We start from the raw sequence: 19,386 nt of genomic DNA on the forward strand, positions 1-19,386 counted from the left end.
CTCCTATTTACACTTGCTGATTGCCTGTAAAAACCATTCTTTAAAGAGCGCTTCATCGATATCGACACAAACACGGCAATTGTTTTTCTGCTTCAGACGATTGTTGAGATCGACAATTGTCGCACCTGCTGTGTAGGCTCCTTGTGTTTCGATCGCAACAAAAGTCTCTTGAACAGTGAACATCTCTGGACACAAAAGATAAGCGATCGCGCAACTGTCATACATTTTCAGCCCCGTGCCAAAACTGCCACCACGGTATTTTTTGAATAATTGAACCATCATATCTCCGGTTTGATTCATTTCTTTGATTTTTGCGCTGTCTTCTGGGTAAACAAGCGCTTTGGCGCCCACATCTAATGGTGCTACAGAAAGTGGTAAGCCGCTCTCAAAAACAATCGTTGCAGCCTCGGGGTCAATCGCAATATTGAACTCTGACAATACACCAAAGTTTCCTCTGCCTAAGGCTCCGCCCATTAAAACGATCTCATCGATTTTTTCTTTGACTTCTGGATAAATCTTAAGTAAAAGAGCAATATTCGTTAGAGGACCTAATGCGACAATTGTGATTTTTTCTTTATTCTTTTTGATCGTTTGATACATCGCTTCCACAGCTGAAGTTTCCAGCAGCAATGAACGATCTGGTTCTGGAAATGAATAGCCGGCCATTCCTGTGACCCCATGAACATCGCTGGCATCTTTGACTGCTCGCGTTAGTGGCTGAGATGCACCTTGTGCTGCTGGAATCGACAAATCCCAAAAGGAAAGCAGTTTCAGTAAATTATTGGTGACATGTTCAATACCGACATTTCCGGCCACTGTCGTGATCAACTTGACCTCCAAGACTTCACTAAACAGAGCAATTCCCAACGCAACTGCATCATCGATCCCCGGATCCGTATCAATAATGACTTCTTTTTTTGACATACGTATTCTCCTCTCACCTTTGATAAAACGTTTTATCATTTTTCTAAAAAAAGCGAACATCTGATAAAGCGTTTTATCTAATGTTCACACAAAGAATAGCATCGTTTTAAAGCGCTGTCAATAGTAAAAAAAGAGTTTCGCTAGGAAACTCTTTCAGTCACACTGTTCTTTTTTATCAATCTAGGTGTCAATTGGACGTAACGTGGCTTCTGTCCGCTGATTGCATTCATCAAGGCAAGAACCGTTTTTTCACCTAAATCATTTACATCTTGTTCCACAGACGTTAGAGATACTTCTAAAAGATCATTCAAAACAAGATTGTCGTATCCTACGATCGAAACATCCTCTGGAACTTTGATTCCTAGTTCTTTGGCACGCTTCATAATTCCCAATGCAATCAAGTCGTTGCCAGCAACAATGCCGGTTACATCTCGGTTTTTTAAGAGAATGTCTGCTTTTTCATAGGCGTCTTCAAATTGGAACTTTGTTACCACATGCCAACTGTCTTTTCGTTGGAGATTGAATTCCTTCAGCGCATCTAAATAGCCTTGGTATCGATACACACAATTGATATTTTTATCAGGGTTCATCATCGTACCAATCTTTTTGTGTCCTTTTTTTATTAGCTCACTGGTAGCAATGTATCCCCCATGCCGATTATTATAAAAGACTTGATCGACCTCAAAGTTATCTATTCCTCTATCAACCAAAACGATTGGAACCGAAAGATTCTTCAATCGTTCTTTGGTTTGTACCTCATCCGCGTAGGATTCGGTTGAAAGGGCGATGATCAACGCATCAACGTTGCGGTCAATCAGGAGCTGAATCAATTCCTTCTCAACGTCAACTTTATCATCTGAGTTGACCAAAATCAGCAGATACCCCTGTTTTCGCAGCAAATCTTCTAAGACCTTGGCCAAGTTGGCAAAAAAAGGATTGTTGATATCTGGGATGATCAGTCCGATCGTATTGGTTTTTTTCAAAACCAGGCTTTTAGCCGCAGCATTCGGCGTATAATTGTTTTCTGCCGCCAAGCGCTTGATTTGCTGTTTTTTTTCTTCTGTGATCCGAATCGGTTTGTCATTTAACACTTGAGAAACGGCTGCGATCGATACACCTACTTCTTTTGCAATGTCTTTTAATCTGACTTTCACTGAATACTCCTTTCACTTTCCTAATTTTGTAAATGAACCAAGCACTCAATCTTGTGTTTTCAGTAAATCCTTTTTATGCTGTTGAAAAAATGGATTTGAGAATTAGACAAAGATGATTGATTAGAGATTATACTGTTTTTTTGAATTCCTCTTAGATGTTCCACTTCACCCAATCAGCAAACAATTCTGGCCAACGGACAACCGATGCTTCGATACCGTGTTGATTGCCGTTGGCGGTTTCCGGTGTTCCTAAACTTAGTCCATGACCACCGCGAGGGAAAATGTGCAGCTCATAAGGTATATTAAATTTGCGCAGCTGTTCGGCAAAAAGGAGGCTGTTTTCCGCCAAAACTAATCCATCTTCTAACGTATGCCAAAGAAACGTCGGCGGTGTCTGTTCATTGACTAAAGTCTCTAAAGACAAAGCGGCTTTTTCTGTTTCATAGCGATCTGCTAATAATGAACGGAAGGAATCTTGGTGCCCAAGTTCACCACTAGATAAGACCGGATAACTCAACAGTAACCCGTTAGGTCGCCATTCTTCATTGGCTCCTTGTAAAGCCTCTGCTAGAAAAGGTTGCTGCCAAGACACACCCAGATTAGCAGCTAAGTGACCACCAGCTGAAAAACCGGCAACAATGATTTTTTCAGGATCGACGTGCCAGACCTCATGATTGGTGCGCACAAGACGAACGGCAGCCGCCAATTCCTTTAAGGCTAACGGATAGACAGCCGGTTTGATACTATAATGCAACACAAAGGCTTGGAAACCAAAGCTCATCATTTTGATGGCGATGGGTTCCGCTTCGCGATCAGACAACATTTCATAGCCGCCGCCAGGACAGATGATGACCGCTGGTCGAACACGATCTGGTTCCATTTCAGGAGAATTTTCCATGACATACGTGGTTAAACTGGCTTGGCTTTCTGGTAAAAGTGCGGTTCTTTTTTCATGTATCACGGATTGCGCCTCATTTCATTGTAATTTTATAGACGATTGGTTGGTCGGTTTCAATTGGTTCAAAAGTTAGCTGCAAGCCTTCATCGGTCACTTGCCAATCAATAGGCTGTTCTTCGTGTCCTAGAATCGTCACGGTTTGGATGATGCCGTGAAATTCTGGCAAATTTTGATCTTTAGACTGGGCCAGTGCTTGGATCCTTGCGTGTCCATTCTCAGGACTTGCCATGCCAATAGCATACAACGAATCCCCCTGAACCGTAAAGCGGAAATCCTGGCTCGTGTATGTCGTCGCCTGTGCCTCTTGAAATTGGCCTGAGACAACGGTCGTGGGTCCTTCCCCGGCTTTGCGCCATGGTTTCGCTTCATAAATGGCTTCACCGTTTACATCTAGCCACGCACCGATTTCTTTTAAGATTGCTTGATCTTTTTCTGGGATCGAACCATCCCCTTTCGGCCCGATATTCAAAAGGAGATTGCCATTTTTACTGACGACTTCGATCAAATCCTGTAAAATCTCACGCGTTGTTTTGTAATCCAACGTTGTGGTATAGCACCATGAATTACGAGCGATCGCTGTATCTGTTTGCCAGTAAAAAGGTTGTGGTTCGGCAAATTTTCCCCGTTCGATCTCCACGACACCACTACCAAACATCATGGCATCGTGTTTGTAGCAGATACCAACTTTTTTGCCCCATTCAGCCCCACGATTGTAATAGTAAGCAGCGAAAAGTTGCAAGTGCTCCTTGAAGGCTTCATGTTGGATCCACCAATCAAAATACAGCAGCTCTGGTTGATAGTTATCGACGAGTTCACAGGTTCGCAGCAGCCAATCATCTAAAAACTCTTTTGAGGGATATGGCTCGCTATACAAATCTTGATTATCAGGTTCTGGCATAGCAGGCCAATAAAAGTCGCCTTTTGCTAACGGTTCCTTGATGTCGCTGTCGAATTCCTTACCGTGTCCCATAAAAAACCAATGTTCGGCACGATGAGATGAGGTACAAAAATGCAGGCCTTGTTCCTCAGCTGCCTCTTTTAATTCCGCAAGAATATCTTTTTTCGGTCCCATAACTGCCGCATTCCATTCAGACAGCTCGCTTTTGTACATCTGAAACCCATCGTGATGTTCTGCAACGGGAAAAAGATAATTGGCACCGGCTTGTTTGATCAGTTGAATCCACTCATTTGCATCGAATTTTTCTGCGGTAAACATGGGAATAAAGTCTTTGTAGCCGAAGTTTTTTTGCGGACCGTAGGTGTTGATATGGTGATCGTATTCCGGATGGTCTTTGATGTACATATTTCTGGAGTACCACTCGTTATTAAATGCAGGAACACTATACAATCCCCAATGAATGAAGACCCCGAATTTTGCTTTGGGGAACCATTCTGGTAGAACAAAAGCGCCCAATGACTGCCAATTTGGGAAAAAGGGGCCTTGATGCGCGACTTGGTGGATCGTTTCTACTGTGATCATGGTCTTTCCTCCAAAATACCGACTGTTTCCAGCCATGTTTTTGCAATCAACACATGTCCTGCAGTCGACGGATGCACACGATCACTGCTTAAGACATAGGATGACTGATAAAGCAAAAAATCATCAAACTTTTCCTGCGTATCTCCTAAAAGGATACCATACTCTTGCGCTACTTTAGCAAGCACGTGTTGGTAGTTGGTAAGCATTTCTCTTAGTGGATCTTCTTTGTTGGCTTCAACCATAAACGGGGTCAAGAGAATCATTCCTTTGACACTCGGTAATGTCTGAGCGATCAAATCACGCAACTCTGATTCAAATCTTTCAATCCCCACCAGTTCCGTTTGAGCAAATGTGCCATCAAAATGCCGCCACACATCATTTACACCGATCATGATCGTTACCCAATCTGGTTGAAATGCCAATACATCATCCTTCCAACGCTTCTTCAAATCGACGACTGTATCTCCACTGATGCCTCGGTTAACGATCATTAATTCCATTTGTGGGAGTAATGCTGTGGTATAGGCGTTGATCAGATGAACATAGCCGTCCCCCCATGATGACCATCCCGCAGGTATCGCTTGATAATTTCGATTACTATCTGTGATCGAATCCCCCATAAAAAGCAGACGATCTTTTTTATCCACTATCATTGTTTTCCTCCTTAAAGAAAGAAGACTGATCCGCTGGTGCTGGATCAATCTTCTTAAGTGATTGCTTAACCAAACGCTGTTTACTCACTTTTGTCAAGGAACCGTTGACCAACCATTTTTATTATTCTTTGTTTTTGATTAGTCCCCAAATTCTTTCGCTACTTCTACCCGTTTTTCGTTTTGATCTTTCGCATTATTCATGTCAAATTCTAGCACTGTTTGATAGCCTAATCCGTCTGCTGTTTCTTGCATTTCTTTTAGCAATTGGTCAAATTCTGCTTCATCTTTGGCAAAAACCATTCGCCAAGAGTACTCGATGATTGTCGCTTTGGCTTGGTTCCGCAACGTAGAGATCTCTGAACTATCTTCTGGCGCTACATAGCTGGCACCAGGGGCAACTAACAATTGGTCGTTCTCCTCTAAATAGCCAATGGTCGATTCTGCACCACCCATATTTTTTGACCAATCTTCTTTTACAGGATCGGTTGTTTCATTTTGATAGCTTTCCCACATCGTATAAGCATATGGGAAGCCGGTATCAGGATTGATATCGATCGGTAATACCGTATTGACGTTTAGCGCGGATACACCATCTTTGTAACTTCCGCCACCATATTCTTCTGGCACATCCCCATCGCCATCTAGCAACGCTTGTTTCCCAAACTCAGTTAAGACAGGCTCGCCATCTTTCATTTCCCAAGTTAAGCCTTCAGGGCCACTACTACCGCTTGTTTGAGAAGAATTTGCTAACACGCCTTCTGAAGAGTAGAGCCAGTCAATAAAGGCTGCGATTCGCTCTGGGTCTTCGGCATTTGAACCGATCCCGATAAATTGTTTGCCACCGTAAACTTCCGCACCATAAGAGAAGATTTTTTGGTCTTGAATCGGTGCCAACATAAAGCCTTTTCCTTCATTCAAGTTCGTAGTCGTATTAAAAGCCGCTTGACCTAACCAAGGCCACCATGAGAATAAGACTTGTCCTTCTTGGAATTTGGCAAAAAGTGTATCGTAATTTTGCGTCGTTGATTCTGGATCCACTAAGCCCATTTGATTGGCTTGGAAATAAAACTTAAGTGCGCGAATATATTCAGAATCACTATCGAGAATGCTTTGATAATCAGAACCATCCGCTTTTGCCAAGACAAAACCTGATTCATCGTACCCATAGTAGGTGACCAGCTGTTTGCCTGCATTCATCATGTTGCCGTCCCAATCGCTGAATAGAGAAAACCCATAAACTTTTTTCCCAGAATCTGTTGTTGGATTGTCTTCTTGCATTTTTTGAATCACAGGAAGCAGGTCTTCCAATGTACCGATTTCTGGATATCCTTGCTCCCCATAAAGATCCCAACGCACATAAGCACCAAATGTAGGATCTAATCCTTCTGAAGGATCGGTGGCTTTTAATGTAGAAACGGAAGTTGGAAAGCCATATAGACCATCGGCATCTTTGTTTAGATTTTGAACAGCCGCATCGAAGCGCTGAACATTTTCCATAGTTTCATAATACTCGCTCGCATCGGTCAACAAACCAGCTTCAACCAATTCGTTGTATTGTTGGCCATTATCAACAATGATCAAATCGCCCAAATCACCTGCTGCCGTCCTCGTTTGATAAAGAGTGTCTCCGTTGCCAGCAACGTTTGGTGCGATGATGTTCAATTCCATATTGAATTTATCCCGCACGATTTTGGCAAACCAACCTTCTTGCATCCCCATATAGTTGGCTAGCCCATTATAGACATCGATCGTGATCGTTTCATCGTAGCCACTTTCGCTGGAAGCAGCGTCTGTGTCAGAGTCAGCCGCCCCTCCACAGCCGGCTAAACTACCTAGCAATGTCATGCCTAACAAACCTGTTGTTACATATTTCGACATTTTTTTCATTTTCTTCCCTCTTTCTTTTTATTAACCTTTCACCGCACCCAACATAATTCCTTTGACAAAATATTTCTGGAAAAGCGGATAAATAAACATGATTGGTAAAACAACAATGACTGAAACGGTCATGCGAATCGAAGTCGGTGTCTGCGTTGTTGCAGCTGAAGCGATACTGGAAAGTGATCCCGATGTATTTTTGACCATTTGTGCCAACGAATTGGCTTGATTGATATACGTATAAAGAAGGTATTGCAAGGAGTAGAGACTTTGATCCGTAATGTAAATCAGTGTATCTTGGAAAGAATTCCATTGACCAACTGCCGAGAAGATCGCGACTGTTGCTAAAATCGGCGTACAGTTGGGTAAAATTACCCGAAAGAATACTTGAATGATGCCAGCTCCATCCATTTCAGCTGCTTCTTGCAACGATTTGGGGATTGACTCAATATAGGTTTTCACTAAGATGATGTTAAAAGGCTGAACGACAGCCGGCAAAATATAGACCCAAAAATTATTCGTTAAACCTAATGTCTTCATCGTGATGAATAATGGAATCAGCCCTGCATTGAAATACATTGTAATCACGACAAAGCGATACCAAAATTTTCGTTTCCACATTTTTTCTTGGGTAAACATAAAGCCTAAGAAGGCTGAAGCTAAGACGGTTGCTGCTGTTCCGATCACCGTTCTAGCCACCGAAACGGTTGCGGCTAATGGCAACCCTTTTAGTTGTAACACTTGACTGTAGTTTTCAAAATGGATCTCTTGTGGAAAAAAGCGAATTTGTCCTAACGCACTCAACTCATTATTACTGATTGAATTAATAATCAAGTAATAAAAAGGATACGCACAAATCAACGTAATCAGAAAGAAAAAGGTATAATTGAGGATACTAAACGTCAGGTTTTCACGTTTGGGTACTTTTTTCGCCTTTTTCTTTTCACTAATCGATAGTTCCATAGATATCCTCCTCTCCTAAATAATGGATGTCCCCCGAATTTTTTTCGAAGCAATATTGACGATGGCTAACAAGGCAACAGAAATGACACTTTTTAGCATACTGATCGCGGTAGCCAGAGATAGACTATTTCCACCCATCCCTAAATTGTAGACATACAAATCGAGGACTTGGATCGTATTTCGATTGAATGCATTTTGGAAAACAAAGTACTGATCCATCCCGTTGTTCAACAAGTTGGCGATAGACAGCATCAGCATCACAAGAAACGTCGGCATCAATGCAGGTAGTGTGATATGACGCATCAGGTGGAAACGATTCGCCCCATCGATTCGCGCCGATTCATACAATTCGGGGTCAATTCCTGAAATGCCTGCAAGATACATGATGGCACCCCAGCCCAAGCCTTTCCAAATATTCCAAAGACACATCATTAGCCACGTATGATTGCCGCTATCCAAAAATTTGACTGGATCTGTAACGAAGCCCCATTCTTGCAGCAACGTGTTTACCAGCCCTGTTGAAGAAAACAAGCTAAAGGCGATCGTATACACCAAAACCCAACTGATAAAATTCGGCAGCGTGGTCAGCGTTTGGACCAAGTTTTTAAACCATTTGCACTTGATTTCGTTCAATAAAATGGCGAAGCCTACTGGTAGGATCGAAGTGGCGATCCCTAAAAAACTCATGGCAAAGGTGTTTTTCATTACTTGTACGATCTGATCCACTTGTGTTGGACTAGAGACAAGAAGTCGAAACCATTTGAAGCCTACAAACTCGCTGCGCGCTAAACCTAATGCTGGTTTGTAATCATAAAGTGAATAAATCCATCCGTGCAAAGGAAAATAAGAGAACAAAAACACGAGAATCAGGAAGGGAACGATACATAAAAACAAAATCTTCCCTTCTCGTGTCACCCGCTTATTTTTTCTTGGGACACTGCTTAATTTACTTTCCATTTTCCTCCCCCTTTTTTGTAACCGCTTTTACATTTTTAATACTAGCACCTGAAATCTCATTTGCCACCTGTTAAAAATAGAGGTCAATCCGTACATTTTAGACTTTATTTTTCTTTTATTTATAAAGAATGCTGATATATCAAGGTTTCAGATAAAAGACACCTAAATGGTAAGGCTTTCAAAATTTGTTTTTTGCGAGTACTATAGGAATATATCAATTTTGGAGGGATAAAAATGAAGTACAATCCTGATGGTCAACTGTACAAAATAACCACCGTTTTTTCACAATTCACATTGTTAAATTTACTATATATCATTAGCTGTTTGCCAATTATTACGATTGGAGCTGCGACAGCTGCCCTTTATGAAGTGACGATTCGTTATGCGGATGAGGAGCGTGGTGAATTGATTGTAGGCTATGTGCGAGCGCTACGAGCAAACTTTATGAAAGCCACCGGTAGTTTTCTCCTTCTTGGGCTCCCCATGGTAGCACTACTGTATAGTAGCTTGTTTTGGTTTTCCTCAAAAACCATTCTTGCCAGTATTTTTGCTTTCGTTCTAATTGTTACAGCTATTTATCTGTTTATTGTATTAGTCTATTGCCTTGCGTTAATTGGACGTTATGAAAACAGCTTTAGGCAAACATTAAAAAACGCGTTTCTGTTACCGATCGCGGACCCTATCCGTTCGTTAGCCCTCGCGCTTATTCCTATCGCTGCGTTTTGTTTTGTTGTTTTATTTCCGTTGTTTAAATTCCTCTTGTTGATTTTTGGTTTTTCTTTCGTTATTTATTGTAGTTCGTTCCTGTTGCTTTCCATCTTTCGTAATCAGCAAGCATGAAAAGAATCAGTCATCTCTCACTTTTTCGTCGTCTGAGTCAGTTTTCCATTCGGCGACAATTATTCATTCTTTATCTGCCTGTTGTTTTTTTATCGACAGTGACTATTGGTCTCTTATTGGTCTACGATTCAACCAAGCAGCTGACAGGCAATTACCAACATTTGGCTGAGTTAAATGCTCAGCGTGTCAAATCTGTTCTTTTTGATACAACAAACACGCTGACCAACACGGCGAGTTCCTTATCAAACGATACTCATCTACGTCAGCTTTTAACTGCCAATTACCTTGACGACCAAGAAGCGATCGTGGACATCAATAGCTATGATCAGCTAGATGAGATCAGAAATCTTCAAACCTCGATTGCGAAATTAACTATCTATACGACGAATCAAACCATTCCGAACTATAAATATTTTCAACAGGCAGATGACACAATTCAAGCGACCGCCTGGTACCAACGAGCCCTCAAGCAACCCGATGCTTTTTTGATGACGATGCCAGAGGATTACAAAGCAAATCGTTTGAGTCTTTATAAAACGTTGCCTTTGCCTTTATCAAAAGAAACTGCCGTTTTGGAGATCCAAGTCGATTATAATTATCTCAGCAACCGACTTCGTAATTCATCCTATGAATTGGAATTACAGTTAAATGATGATGTCATCTTTTATAGCGACAAAATCAATCAAGTCGGTGAACCGGGACAGCTTACGACTCTTTCTGAGCCGCAAACGAGTGCTGCCTTTTTAAAAGATGATGGTACCAAGGTGATGCTCACCAAAAGCACCTTACCCATGAGTAACAAAGAAGACATCATCACAATTTATAGTGCGGATACAAATGCCTATAGCAATCTACGCGCCAATCTGATCCGTTGGAGCACGATCGTTTTGGTGATTTTGATCACTACTTTCATCATCGTCTTTCTCTTTGCTCGATTCTTTACCAAACGAATCTCTCAACTGCAGCAGGCGGTCTACTTTGCCTCGATCGAGGATTATGATTTCTTTCAAAATATCAGCGGCGAAGACGAGATTTCACAGATCTCTCTTGATTTCCATAAGATCATTCAACGAATCAAGAAAAAAGAAGAAGAGATCTACCGTTCACGTTTGGCACAGCAAGAGCTATTGACTCAGCAGCAGCAAATGGAATTTAATATCTTAGCGGGGCAGATCAACCCCCACTTCTTGTTCAACACGTTAGAAACGATTCGCATGATGGCGCTGACTTCCGGCAATTCTGACGTCGTTTACGCCATCAAATTACTGGCAAAATCGATGCGCTATACGCTAGAAGCCCACGGAACCAAGCGAACGAGTTTAGAAGAGTCCTTAGATGCCGTTCACGTATATGTCAAGATCCAGCGGATGCGCTTTGGCGATCGAGTCAACTTTTCCTATTCAGTCTCCAATGAGATCGACCAAAAAGAAGTCCAAATATTGCCCCTCCTGATTCAACCATTGGTGGAAAACGCCATCTCCCATGGCTTGGAAGGCATCACCTATCCAGGGTTTGTCCGTTTGACGATCACCAAAGACGGCCATGATCTGGTGATCGTGGTACAAGACAACGGCAGCGGGATACCGCCAGAAAAACTCGAACACTTGCAGCAAAAAATCAAGACGCCCTCCACCCATGCCAAAAAGAACATTGGGCTAGCCAATGTCAATCATCGGGTCAAAATGTTTTATGGACCTGAATACGGCTTGACGATCGAGAGTGTGCTGGGTAGCGGCACACAAGTCATCTTGCGCATCCATGATCTAAGCCAAGATTCATTTTCTCTTCACTAAAACAGTAAAGCCCCCTTCGATTCCTGTTTCAGAAATCGAAAGGGGGCTTTTGATTGATTAGAAATCCCGCACACGAACGGTTTGTTGTGGTGAAGAAGCACTGGCGTAACAGCCCACCATGATCCCAGTAAAGACACCACCGACTTCAGTGGTCAGATATTTTGTTTCTCCACTGCCTAAAAGCTGTGCTTGTCCTTGTTCATCAAGAACAGAAAAACGATAGGTTTCTTTATCGGCGCTCAGCTGCAAGGTGACCATATCTGCTGCATAAGGCAGTTTCTTTTCCACTTTCCATAAGGAACCGATTTGTCGGCGGAAAACCAACTGTCGACTGATGGCTGTTTTTTCCAGGTATCCCTCATAGTGATGGGTGGCATTTAAGAAAACCGTCAATCCTGCTTGTCCATCCGTTAGTTGCCGACAATCAAAGGTTGCCTGAAATTGTTGCTCAAAGGCGGTTTGCCGTTGGAACACTGCGGCGAGTTTGCCTTGATCAGATAGACCCGTCTGATTAGGATGCAGCAAGAAGCCATGCGGCTCTTCTTCAATCAATGTCGGGGCCCATTCGAATAAAGTCACGTAATCAGGCTTGCTGCTCTTCTTTTGTGTTTCCTTTGGTGCCGCCGCTGTGTCTACCTGAATGATTTCTGGCAAGTGACCTTCCTCGCCAAACACCGGCCATGGGTTTGACCAGTCCACCGGTAGCAGGCATGTTTCCCGACCTAGCAAATGCCTCAAAGGATAGCTGATGGGGCGTACTGCCAGACAAACTGCCCACCAGTTGCCTTGGGTATCTTGCACGAGGTCCGCATGCCCTGTAGCTTGCAGCGGCAGATTCGTGCTGCGATTGGTCATCACTGGATTGTTGGGGCATGCTTCATAGGGTCCCGTCAAGGAACGACTGCGGGCCATGGTCAGCATATGACCATAGGACGTTCCACCTTCGGAGATCAACAGGTAGTAATAGCCGTCTTTTTTATACAAGTGGGGGCCTTCTGGATCAGCCGATCCGCTGCCTGTCCAAATGTTTTGGCGCGGACCTAATTCTCCAGAAGCCAAATTGATCGTCCGCAGATAGATCTCCTTATGGGTGCCTAAGTAATAGGTCTGCCCATCGTCATCTGCGAAAATCGTCGGGTCGATCCCAGGGGTGTCCAGCCAAATCGGGTCAGACCATTCACCGGCGATGTCATCTGTCCAGATCAGAAAGTTGCCTTCTCTTCCTTCGTTTGCCCCAACGTTGGTACAAACGAGGTAAAAGCGGTCCTTGATAAAACGCAAGGTTGGGGCATACAGACCAAAAGCATTGGGATTTTTCGTCGATAACTGCAGCTGCTCAGGTCGCGAAAGTCCATGACCAATCAGCTGCCAGTCTGCCAAGTTTTTACTGTGATAAATTGGTAATCCAGGAAAATATTCAAAAGTACTCGTCACCAGATAAAAGTCTTCACCGACACGGCAAATACTGGGATCTGGATGAAATCCAGGTAAAATTGGATTCGTGATGGTTCGCATCGGCATCTAGAACTCCTTTATCGTGGTTTGGTCAGCCGTCAGCTTATGGCTCGTTTTTCCAGCAGTCGTGTGAATCTGCAAGGATGCTTGCTGGATCCCTGTCAGCTTGACGATCAGTTCTTGATCGACTCTTTCAACAGCCACCTCGCCAATCCACTCACCGTGGTGATCATAGATAGCCGCAGCGGTCTTGTCTTGCGGATCAAAGAGATGGATCGTTGGATGTTCGGCATAGTCATAGACTGCTTTGGTTTGTTCATGGCCTTCGATAATCAGTTGATTTGGTCGGACTAACAGTGGCAAGTGGAAATAATCATAGGTTTCTTGGTACCAACGTCCGCCCTCGTAAGCTTTGCCAGATAAATAGTCGATCCAATGCCCCTTCGTCTTCGGTACGTAAAAGGAGACCGTTCCTTGATCATTAAAAATGGGCGCAACTAAAAGGTGTTCCCCCAGCATGTATTGGCGATCCAAATGATGGGTCATCTCGTCTTCAGGAAACTCTAAGACCATCGCCCGCATCATCGGAATCCCCGTTTGGGCGGTTAGCACCGATTGAGCTTGCAAGTAAGGCATCAAGGACAATTTTAACTTGGTAAAGGCTTTGGCTACCGCCACGGCTTCGTCGTCATAAACCCAAGGCACTTTGTATTCCCAGCTGCCATGGTAACGGCTATGGGAAGACAGCAGACCAAATTGTGTCCAGCGCTTGTAAAGGTCTGGGGTTGAGCCAGCTTCAAACCCTGAGATATCGTGGCTCCAATATCCAAAGCCGCCTAACCCAAAGGACAGACCTGCCCGCAGTGACTCTGCCATTGATGGATAATCTGACGTACTGTCGCCACCCCAGTGTACAGGCAAGCGTTGCGAACCAACCGAAGCTGCCCGCGCAAAAACGATGGCTTCTTCTGCTCCCTTGACTTCTTTCAGCAAGTCAAAGACGACTTTATTGTATAGGTAGGCGTAATAATTGTGCATTTTTTCTGGATCAGAGCCGTCATAGTACACCGCATCGGTGGGAATCCGTTCACCAAAATCCGTTTTGAAGCAATCCACACCCATGTCTAATAAGGCACGCAGCTTGCTATTGTACCAAGCGACCGCTTCAGGGTTGGTGAAGTCGACGATCGCCAAACCTGCTTGCCATTTGTCCCATTGCCAGACATCTCCATTGGCGCGTTTCAAAAAGTAGCCATTGGCCATCCCTTCGTCAAACAAGGGTGATTTTTGCCCAATGTAAGGATTGATCCAGACACAGATTTTCAATCCTTTGGCTTTCAAGCGCTGCAGCATTTTTTCCGGTTCTGGGAAAGTTCGTTCGTCCCACGTGAAGTTGCACCACTCGTATTCCTTCATCCATAAGCAGTCAAAATGAAAGACCTCAAGGGGAATCTCACGTTCTGCCATACCGTCTACAAAAGATGTTACGGTTTGTTCATCATAATCCGTCAAGAACGAGGTACTTAGCCACAACCCAAAGGACCACGCAGGTGGCAGCGACGGTTTCCCCGTCAAATCAGTGTAGCGCTGGATCACTTGTTTTAACTCATCACCGGCGATCACAAAGTACTGCAGCGTTTGTCCTGGATTGCTGAATTGAACACGAGAAACTTTTTCACTCCCCACTTCAAATTGCACCCGGTCGGGTGAATTGACAAAGACGCCATACCCTTTATTACTTACATAAAACGGAATATTTTTGTAAGCTTGCTCCGTACCAGTGCCCCCGTCGGCATTCCAGATATCAACACTTTGGCCGTTCTTCACGAAATTTGTAAAGCGTTCCCCTAAACCATAAATCGTTTCTCCCACATCCAGGGTCAACTGTTCGCTAATATGGGTATTTGCTTGCGGATCGATCACTAAGGCTTTGCTGCGAGGGTTGCTTTGGGTAATCAGCTGTTCTTTGTAATAAAACGAAGCTGTCACATTTTCCTCTTTGCTGATCACGACTTGCAAGTCTCCCGAGCGAAAAACATACGATTGCTCATCTTCTGAAATATCAGGAGTGATCTCTTCTGTCATCAATTCAAAGTTGGGGGCTTTGGCTTGGACCCCTTTATAATTGTAGAGGGTGATCCCAATGATATTGGTTCTAGGGGTAGTAACTTCCATCGTTAACAATCCGCCATCCAGTGTTGCCCCTTTATGCCCGACATAGCTATAAGGCAGATATAAGACCAATTTGTTTTCTTCTTTACGGGCATCGTAGACATGCACCGCAAATTTCACATCAAATCCTTCACGAAATAACCAACCGCCATCTGAAAATTTCATTTTTTTCCTCCTTGTTGGATCAATGTCAACGCCCCTAACAGACCAGAATCATTATAGTAACGACAAGTCTCGATCGGCACTTGGAAATCCGGCCAATGGGGGTTCTCATTGATTGCTTGTTTGATTATAGCTAATAGATCAGGGTTTTGGCTGATGCCGCCGCCGATCAGTATTTTTTCGGGATTCATCGTGACAGCTAGGTTGTAAATCGCAAGTGCGACATAACGTGCCCACTGTTTCAGAATCTCTTGCGTTTCAGGATCACTCGACCGCTGCTGCATGATGGTTTCGCCTAAAATCTCCTCTGATTCAGGAATCGCTTTTGCCCGTCGATAGGCATCAATCAGTCCTCTCGTTGAAGCTAGGTCATGGAGGGTCGCAAAAGAAGATGCTTGAAAATCAGTGATCATCATTCCGAATTCTCCTGCCCGAAACCCATTTCCGTGAATCAACTGGCGCTGATGAACGAGCGCGCCACCAATACCGGTGCCTAATGTGATCATGACAAAATCTTGTACGTCAGTAGCATTGCCGGTCGAGAGTTCTGCTAAAGCAGCACATTTCGCATCATTTTCGATCCAGATCGGATAAGACTTGGTTAAACGCTGCTGTAGCTCTTGTACGACAGCACAGCCGTGTAAAGGAGCCAACGCCCCCGCCATGATCGCTCGGCCATTGACTGAATCAATGAAACCAGGAAAACTCAGCCCGATCCCTTCGATAACATGCGCTTGCTCGACTTCTTGTATTTTGGCAGCTAAGGCAGCAAAAAATTCATCCCGCGTATTACTCGGGGTTTTGATTTTGCCTCGGTCCAGCCATTGATTCTTCTCGGTAAAAACCCCGAATTTGATATAGGTCCCGCCTACATCAAAGCACAGGCGTACATCTGTCATTTCTCCTCCTCCGTTCAAAAAGCGCTTACAGTTTCATTTAAATTATATAAAAGAAAAAAAAGAAAGCCTACCAAGCAATTTAGTCATCGTTACCCTAAAAAATAGATGTCCGTAGAAAATCACGGACATCTTTGTGGTTATTCATTTTTCCGAAACTCATTCGGCGAAACCTGATGGTATTGTTTGAACTTTTTGTAGAAATAATCAACATTGCTGTAGCCCACCAATTCAGCAACTTCGTAGACCATTAGATTGGAATGACGCAAGATTTCCACCGCTTTTTCCATTCGAACTTCATCCAAGAACGCCAAATAATTTTTCCCAGTTTCTTTGCGAAACTTCTTGCCTAGATAGGCACTATTGTAATTGAAACGTTCCCCGATTTTTTTCAAGGTCAAATCTTCTTGATAATGCTTTTTCGTGTATTGGATCAATTCTGCAATGATATCGATTTGGTTCAAACTGCTGGCGACTGTTGCTTGCAAGTCTGCTAGTTTTGCGGTGATTACCTCTTGCAGCATTGGAAACGTCTGGGCGAGAAAAATCTGCTGATGCACTTCGTCTGTCGACCATTCGATTGCTAAGGCTACTTTTTCACTGATTTGATGCTGCAGCCATTCGATGTCACCATTGATTTGCCATTTAATCTCTTCTTCCAATGCCAATGAATGATAAAAGGTTTGATAATAGCGGGATAACGGCTGTTCTAACGGATCGTTTGCCAAAATCGCCTTAACTAATTCTTCACGCAAATCACTTCGTTCTTCTGCTTCTTGCGTCGTATCCAAAACATGGTGAGAAATGACTTGATTGGGAAATAAGAAAATCAATTTACTTAATGTCTGGATATCGATCATCAATGGCTTCAAGTTATCTTGCGCCGCAAACCAGCGGGAGATCAAGATTTCTTGGTGAGCCATTTTTTTACGGCACCACGCATCGATCGCCTCGTCGGGAAAGCGTTCCTCGTTTAACAAAACCAAATACCGATGATGCCGATGGATCAAGGTGATGACTTGCGCCACTTGCTCCTGTAATTTCTCAACCAGCTTTTGGGCATCCGCCTCCTCGGAAAGTCGCAATAGCTTGATGGCTTGTGCGTCTTTGATCCCCGTTTGATCTCCGCCAAACAATTTCTCCATCAACTGACTCTTCTGATTTTTCTGCTGATCGGTCTTGGCTTTTTGATCGATTTTCGTCAAAATACCGATCAGCTCTTCTTCATCAACTGGTTTCAGCAAATAGGTCACAGCGCCCAGTTGCAACGCTTGCTTGGCATAGTCAAAATCTGAGTAGCCGGATAAAATAATGGCAAAAAACAAAAGCCCTTCCTCCGATGCTGCTTGCACCATCTCAAGACCATTTTTTCCCGGCATACGGATATCAGCGATCACAACGTCTGGCTTCAATTCGCGGATCATTGCCAAGCCAGCTTCGCCGTTTTCCGCCGACCCGACGATTTGATACCCCAGACGTTCCCAATCGATGATCAGAGGCAGTCCATTTCGGATCGATGCTTCATCATCAACGATCAACACTTTACGCATTTTCCAACCTCCATTTTCAGCTACTCCTTCGTTACATCATGTTTCACTTGTCAAACTTGCCCCATTGGTGCGAATCACCTCTTGATACCAATAAAAACTATCCTTCGGGATGCGCGCCAACTGACGTTCGTTTTGATTGTCGCGATCGACATAAACAAACCCATAGCGTTTTTGGTATCCATTCAACCAACTTAGTAGATCTGTAAAGGACCAAGCACAATAGCCGATCAGCTCAACCCCATCCGTGATGGCCTTTTGCAGTTCCACCAGATGTTCCTGCAAATAGGTAATGCGGTATGGATCATGGATCTGTTTGTCTTCTGTCAATTGATCGATGGCGCCTAACCCATTTTCAGTAATAAAAATCGGCAAGTCATAATTGGCCTGGATACGTCGCAAGGCCACACGGAAACCAACGGGATCGATCTCCCAACCCCAATCTGTTTTTTTCAAGTGGGGATTTTCCGCCGTCGCAAACATGGTTTCTTCTGGTGAGAACTCGCCAGCTGCCGCTTGCATCAAATACGGATCGACTTTAGAAAATTCTTTCTTTTCAGCTGACTGCTTCTGCAAATTGTTTTGTTGGGCCGTTCCACCGTGATAGTAATTGATCCCTAAGAAATCAGGTTTTGCCTGTTTTAATAGTGCTTGATCTTCTGGAGTGACTTCAGGAGCCAGACCGACTTTGGCTAATTGCTTGTAGACAAATTTCGGGTATTCGCCTTTGCAATAGACATCTAAAAACCACGCGTTGTTGAAGGCTTCGCCATTTTCTGCAGCCAGCACATCTTCTGGGTCACAGCTAAACGGATACATCGGTCCATAGCCAAAACTTGGACCAATCTTGCCCTGTGGAACCAGCTCATGGAACAAATTAATTGCCTTTGCATTGGCAAGGTTGATGATATGATTGGCTGCATACATCCGTTTTAAGTCCTTCAAGCCCGGTGGATGTGCCGCCCAACGGTACCCAAGAGAAGTGAAGACATTTTGTTCATTCATGGTGACCCAATAGGTGACTTTCTTTCCTAAGCGTTCAAAAAGGATTCGGCAATACCGTTCAAATGCCGCTGCTGTTTCTCGTCCCTCCCATCCTTGGTATTTGTCTTGCAAAGCCTGAGGAAGATCCCAATGATACAGCGTCAAAATCGGTTCTACTCCTTGCCGAAGCAATTCGTCCACCAGCTTTTCGTAAAACGCCACACCAGCTTCATTGACCGCACCTTCGCCATCAGGCACGATTCGCGACCACGCCACGCTGAAGCGATAGGCTTTCAAGCCCATTTGCTTCATCAAGGCAACATCTTCTTTGTATCGATGGTAGTGATCGATCGCCACTTTGCCGTTGGTTTCCTCAAAGGTATTGCCGGGAATTTGGGCATAGGTATCCCAAATCGACGGACCTTTGCCGTCTTCTGCCCATGCACCTTCAATTTGATAGGCCGCCGAAGCCGCCCCCCATAAGAAGTTTTCTGGGAAAGGATCTAAGTTTGTGTGAAACATCAAGTTGCCTCCTTCAATTCCTAAACCGAGTTAAATCGGTTACATTTT

At 43.9% G+C, this 19,386-nt stretch carries 15 protein-coding genes; 2 read left to right on the forward strand and 13 right to left on the reverse strand.

Annotated elements, in window-relative coordinates; genetic code table 11:
* Positions 1–3: 3 nt before the first annotated feature.
* The 8 genes from rihC to IGJ01_RS13645 form a co-directional block, all read right to left on the reverse strand.
* Complete coding sequence (gene rihC / locus IGJ01_RS13610) at positions 4–924, reverse strand: ribonucleoside hydrolase RihC (RefSeq protein ID WP_008380607.1); 921 nt, start codon at positions 922–924, stop codon at positions 4–6.
* A gap of 140 nt (positions 925–1,064) precedes the next feature.
* Complete coding sequence (locus IGJ01_RS13615) at positions 1,065–2,078, reverse strand: LacI family DNA-binding transcriptional regulator (RefSeq protein ID WP_008380606.1); 1,014 nt, start codon at positions 2,076–2,078, stop codon at positions 1,065–1,067.
* A 151-nt stretch (positions 2,079–2,229) separates the two neighbouring features.
* Entirely contained in the window at positions 2,230–3,039 is an 810-nt protein-coding gene (locus IGJ01_RS13620; RefSeq protein ID WP_086316532.1) for an alpha/beta hydrolase, read from the reverse strand.
* Between the two features lie 10 nt (positions 3,040–3,049).
* Complete coding sequence (locus tag IGJ01_RS13625; protein ID WP_430601174.1) at positions 3,050–4,516, reverse strand: alpha-L-fucosidase; 1,467 nt, start codon at positions 4,514–4,516, stop codon at positions 3,050–3,052.
* Positions 4,513–5,169 carry an SGNH/GDSL hydrolase family protein gene (locus IGJ01_RS13630; protein WP_005234072.1) on the reverse strand — a complete coding sequence of 219 codons (657 nt, stop codon included), beginning with the start codon at positions 5,167–5,169 and terminating at the stop codon, positions 4,513–4,515. Before IGJ01_RS13630 ends, IGJ01_RS13625 begins: the two co-directional genes overlap by 4 nt.
* A gap of 138 nt (positions 5,170–5,307) precedes the next feature.
* Positions 5,308–7,056, reverse strand: coding sequence for an ABC transporter solute-binding protein (locus tag IGJ01_RS13635; protein ID WP_016612762.1), 1,749 nt, complete (start codon positions 7,054–7,056; stop codon positions 5,308–5,310).
* A 21-nt stretch (positions 7,057–7,077) separates the two neighbouring features.
* A complete protein-coding gene (locus tag IGJ01_RS13640) occupies positions 7,078–8,010 on the reverse strand; it encodes a carbohydrate ABC transporter permease (protein ID WP_005234069.1) in 933 nt (310 codons plus the stop codon).
* Positions 8,011–8,025: 15 nt separating this feature from the next.
* Entirely contained in the window at positions 8,026–8,967 is a 942-nt protein-coding gene (locus IGJ01_RS13645; RefSeq protein WP_005228459.1) for an ABC transporter permease, read from the reverse strand.
* A 234-nt stretch (positions 8,968–9,201) separates the two neighbouring features.
* Between IGJ01_RS13645 and IGJ01_RS13650 the strand changes: the two genes are divergently transcribed.
* Positions 9,202–9,807, forward strand: coding sequence for a YesL family protein (locus tag IGJ01_RS13650; RefSeq protein ID WP_005234068.1), 606 nt, complete (start codon positions 9,202–9,204; stop codon positions 9,805–9,807).
* The gene (locus IGJ01_RS13655) at positions 9,804–11,600 is read left to right on the forward strand and encodes a sensor histidine kinase (protein ID WP_430601175.1); all 1,797 of its coding nucleotides are present in this window, start codon (positions 9,804–9,806) and stop codon (positions 11,598–11,600) included. The genes IGJ01_RS13650 and IGJ01_RS13655 overlap by 4 nt, the downstream gene beginning before the upstream one ends.
* Before the next feature lie 57 nt (positions 11,601–11,657).
* Here the strand turns inward: IGJ01_RS13655 and IGJ01_RS13660 are convergent, their stop codons facing one another.
* The 5 genes from IGJ01_RS13660 to IGJ01_RS13680 all read right to left on the reverse strand — a co-directional run bounded on the left by IGJ01_RS13660 (position 11,658) and on the right by IGJ01_RS13680 (position 19,338).
* Positions 11,658–13,121, reverse strand: a complete 1,464-nt coding sequence (locus IGJ01_RS13660; protein WP_430601176.1) for a family 43 glycosylhydrolase — start codon at positions 13,119–13,121, stop codon at positions 11,658–11,660.
* A complete protein-coding gene (gene yicI, locus IGJ01_RS13665; protein WP_430601177.1) occupies positions 13,122–15,392 on the reverse strand; it encodes an alpha-xylosidase in 2,271 nt (756 codons plus the stop codon).
* A complete protein-coding gene (locus tag IGJ01_RS13670; RefSeq protein ID WP_016621642.1) occupies positions 15,389–16,288 on the reverse strand; it encodes an ROK family protein in 900 nt (299 codons plus the stop codon). The genes yicI and IGJ01_RS13670 overlap by 4 nt, the downstream gene beginning before the upstream one ends.
* A gap of 137 nt (positions 16,289–16,425) precedes the next feature.
* Positions 16,426–17,835 carry a response regulator transcription factor gene (locus tag IGJ01_RS13675; protein ID WP_430601178.1) on the reverse strand — a complete coding sequence of 470 codons (1,410 nt, stop codon included), beginning with the start codon at positions 17,833–17,835 and terminating at the stop codon, positions 16,426–16,428.
* A 36-nt stretch (positions 17,836–17,871) separates the two neighbouring features.
* The gene (locus IGJ01_RS13680) at positions 17,872–19,338 is read right to left on the reverse strand and encodes a glycoside hydrolase family 1 protein (RefSeq protein ID WP_008380598.1); all 1,467 of its coding nucleotides are present in this window, start codon (positions 19,336–19,338) and stop codon (positions 17,872–17,874) included.
* Between the last annotated feature and the right edge of the window lie 48 nt (positions 19,339–19,386).

Origin of the sequence: Enterococcus sp. AZ089, from assembly GCF_050547225.1 — a bacterium.
GTDB lineage: Bacteria > Bacillota > Bacilli > Lactobacillales > Enterococcaceae > Enterococcus_D > Enterococcus_D entomosocium.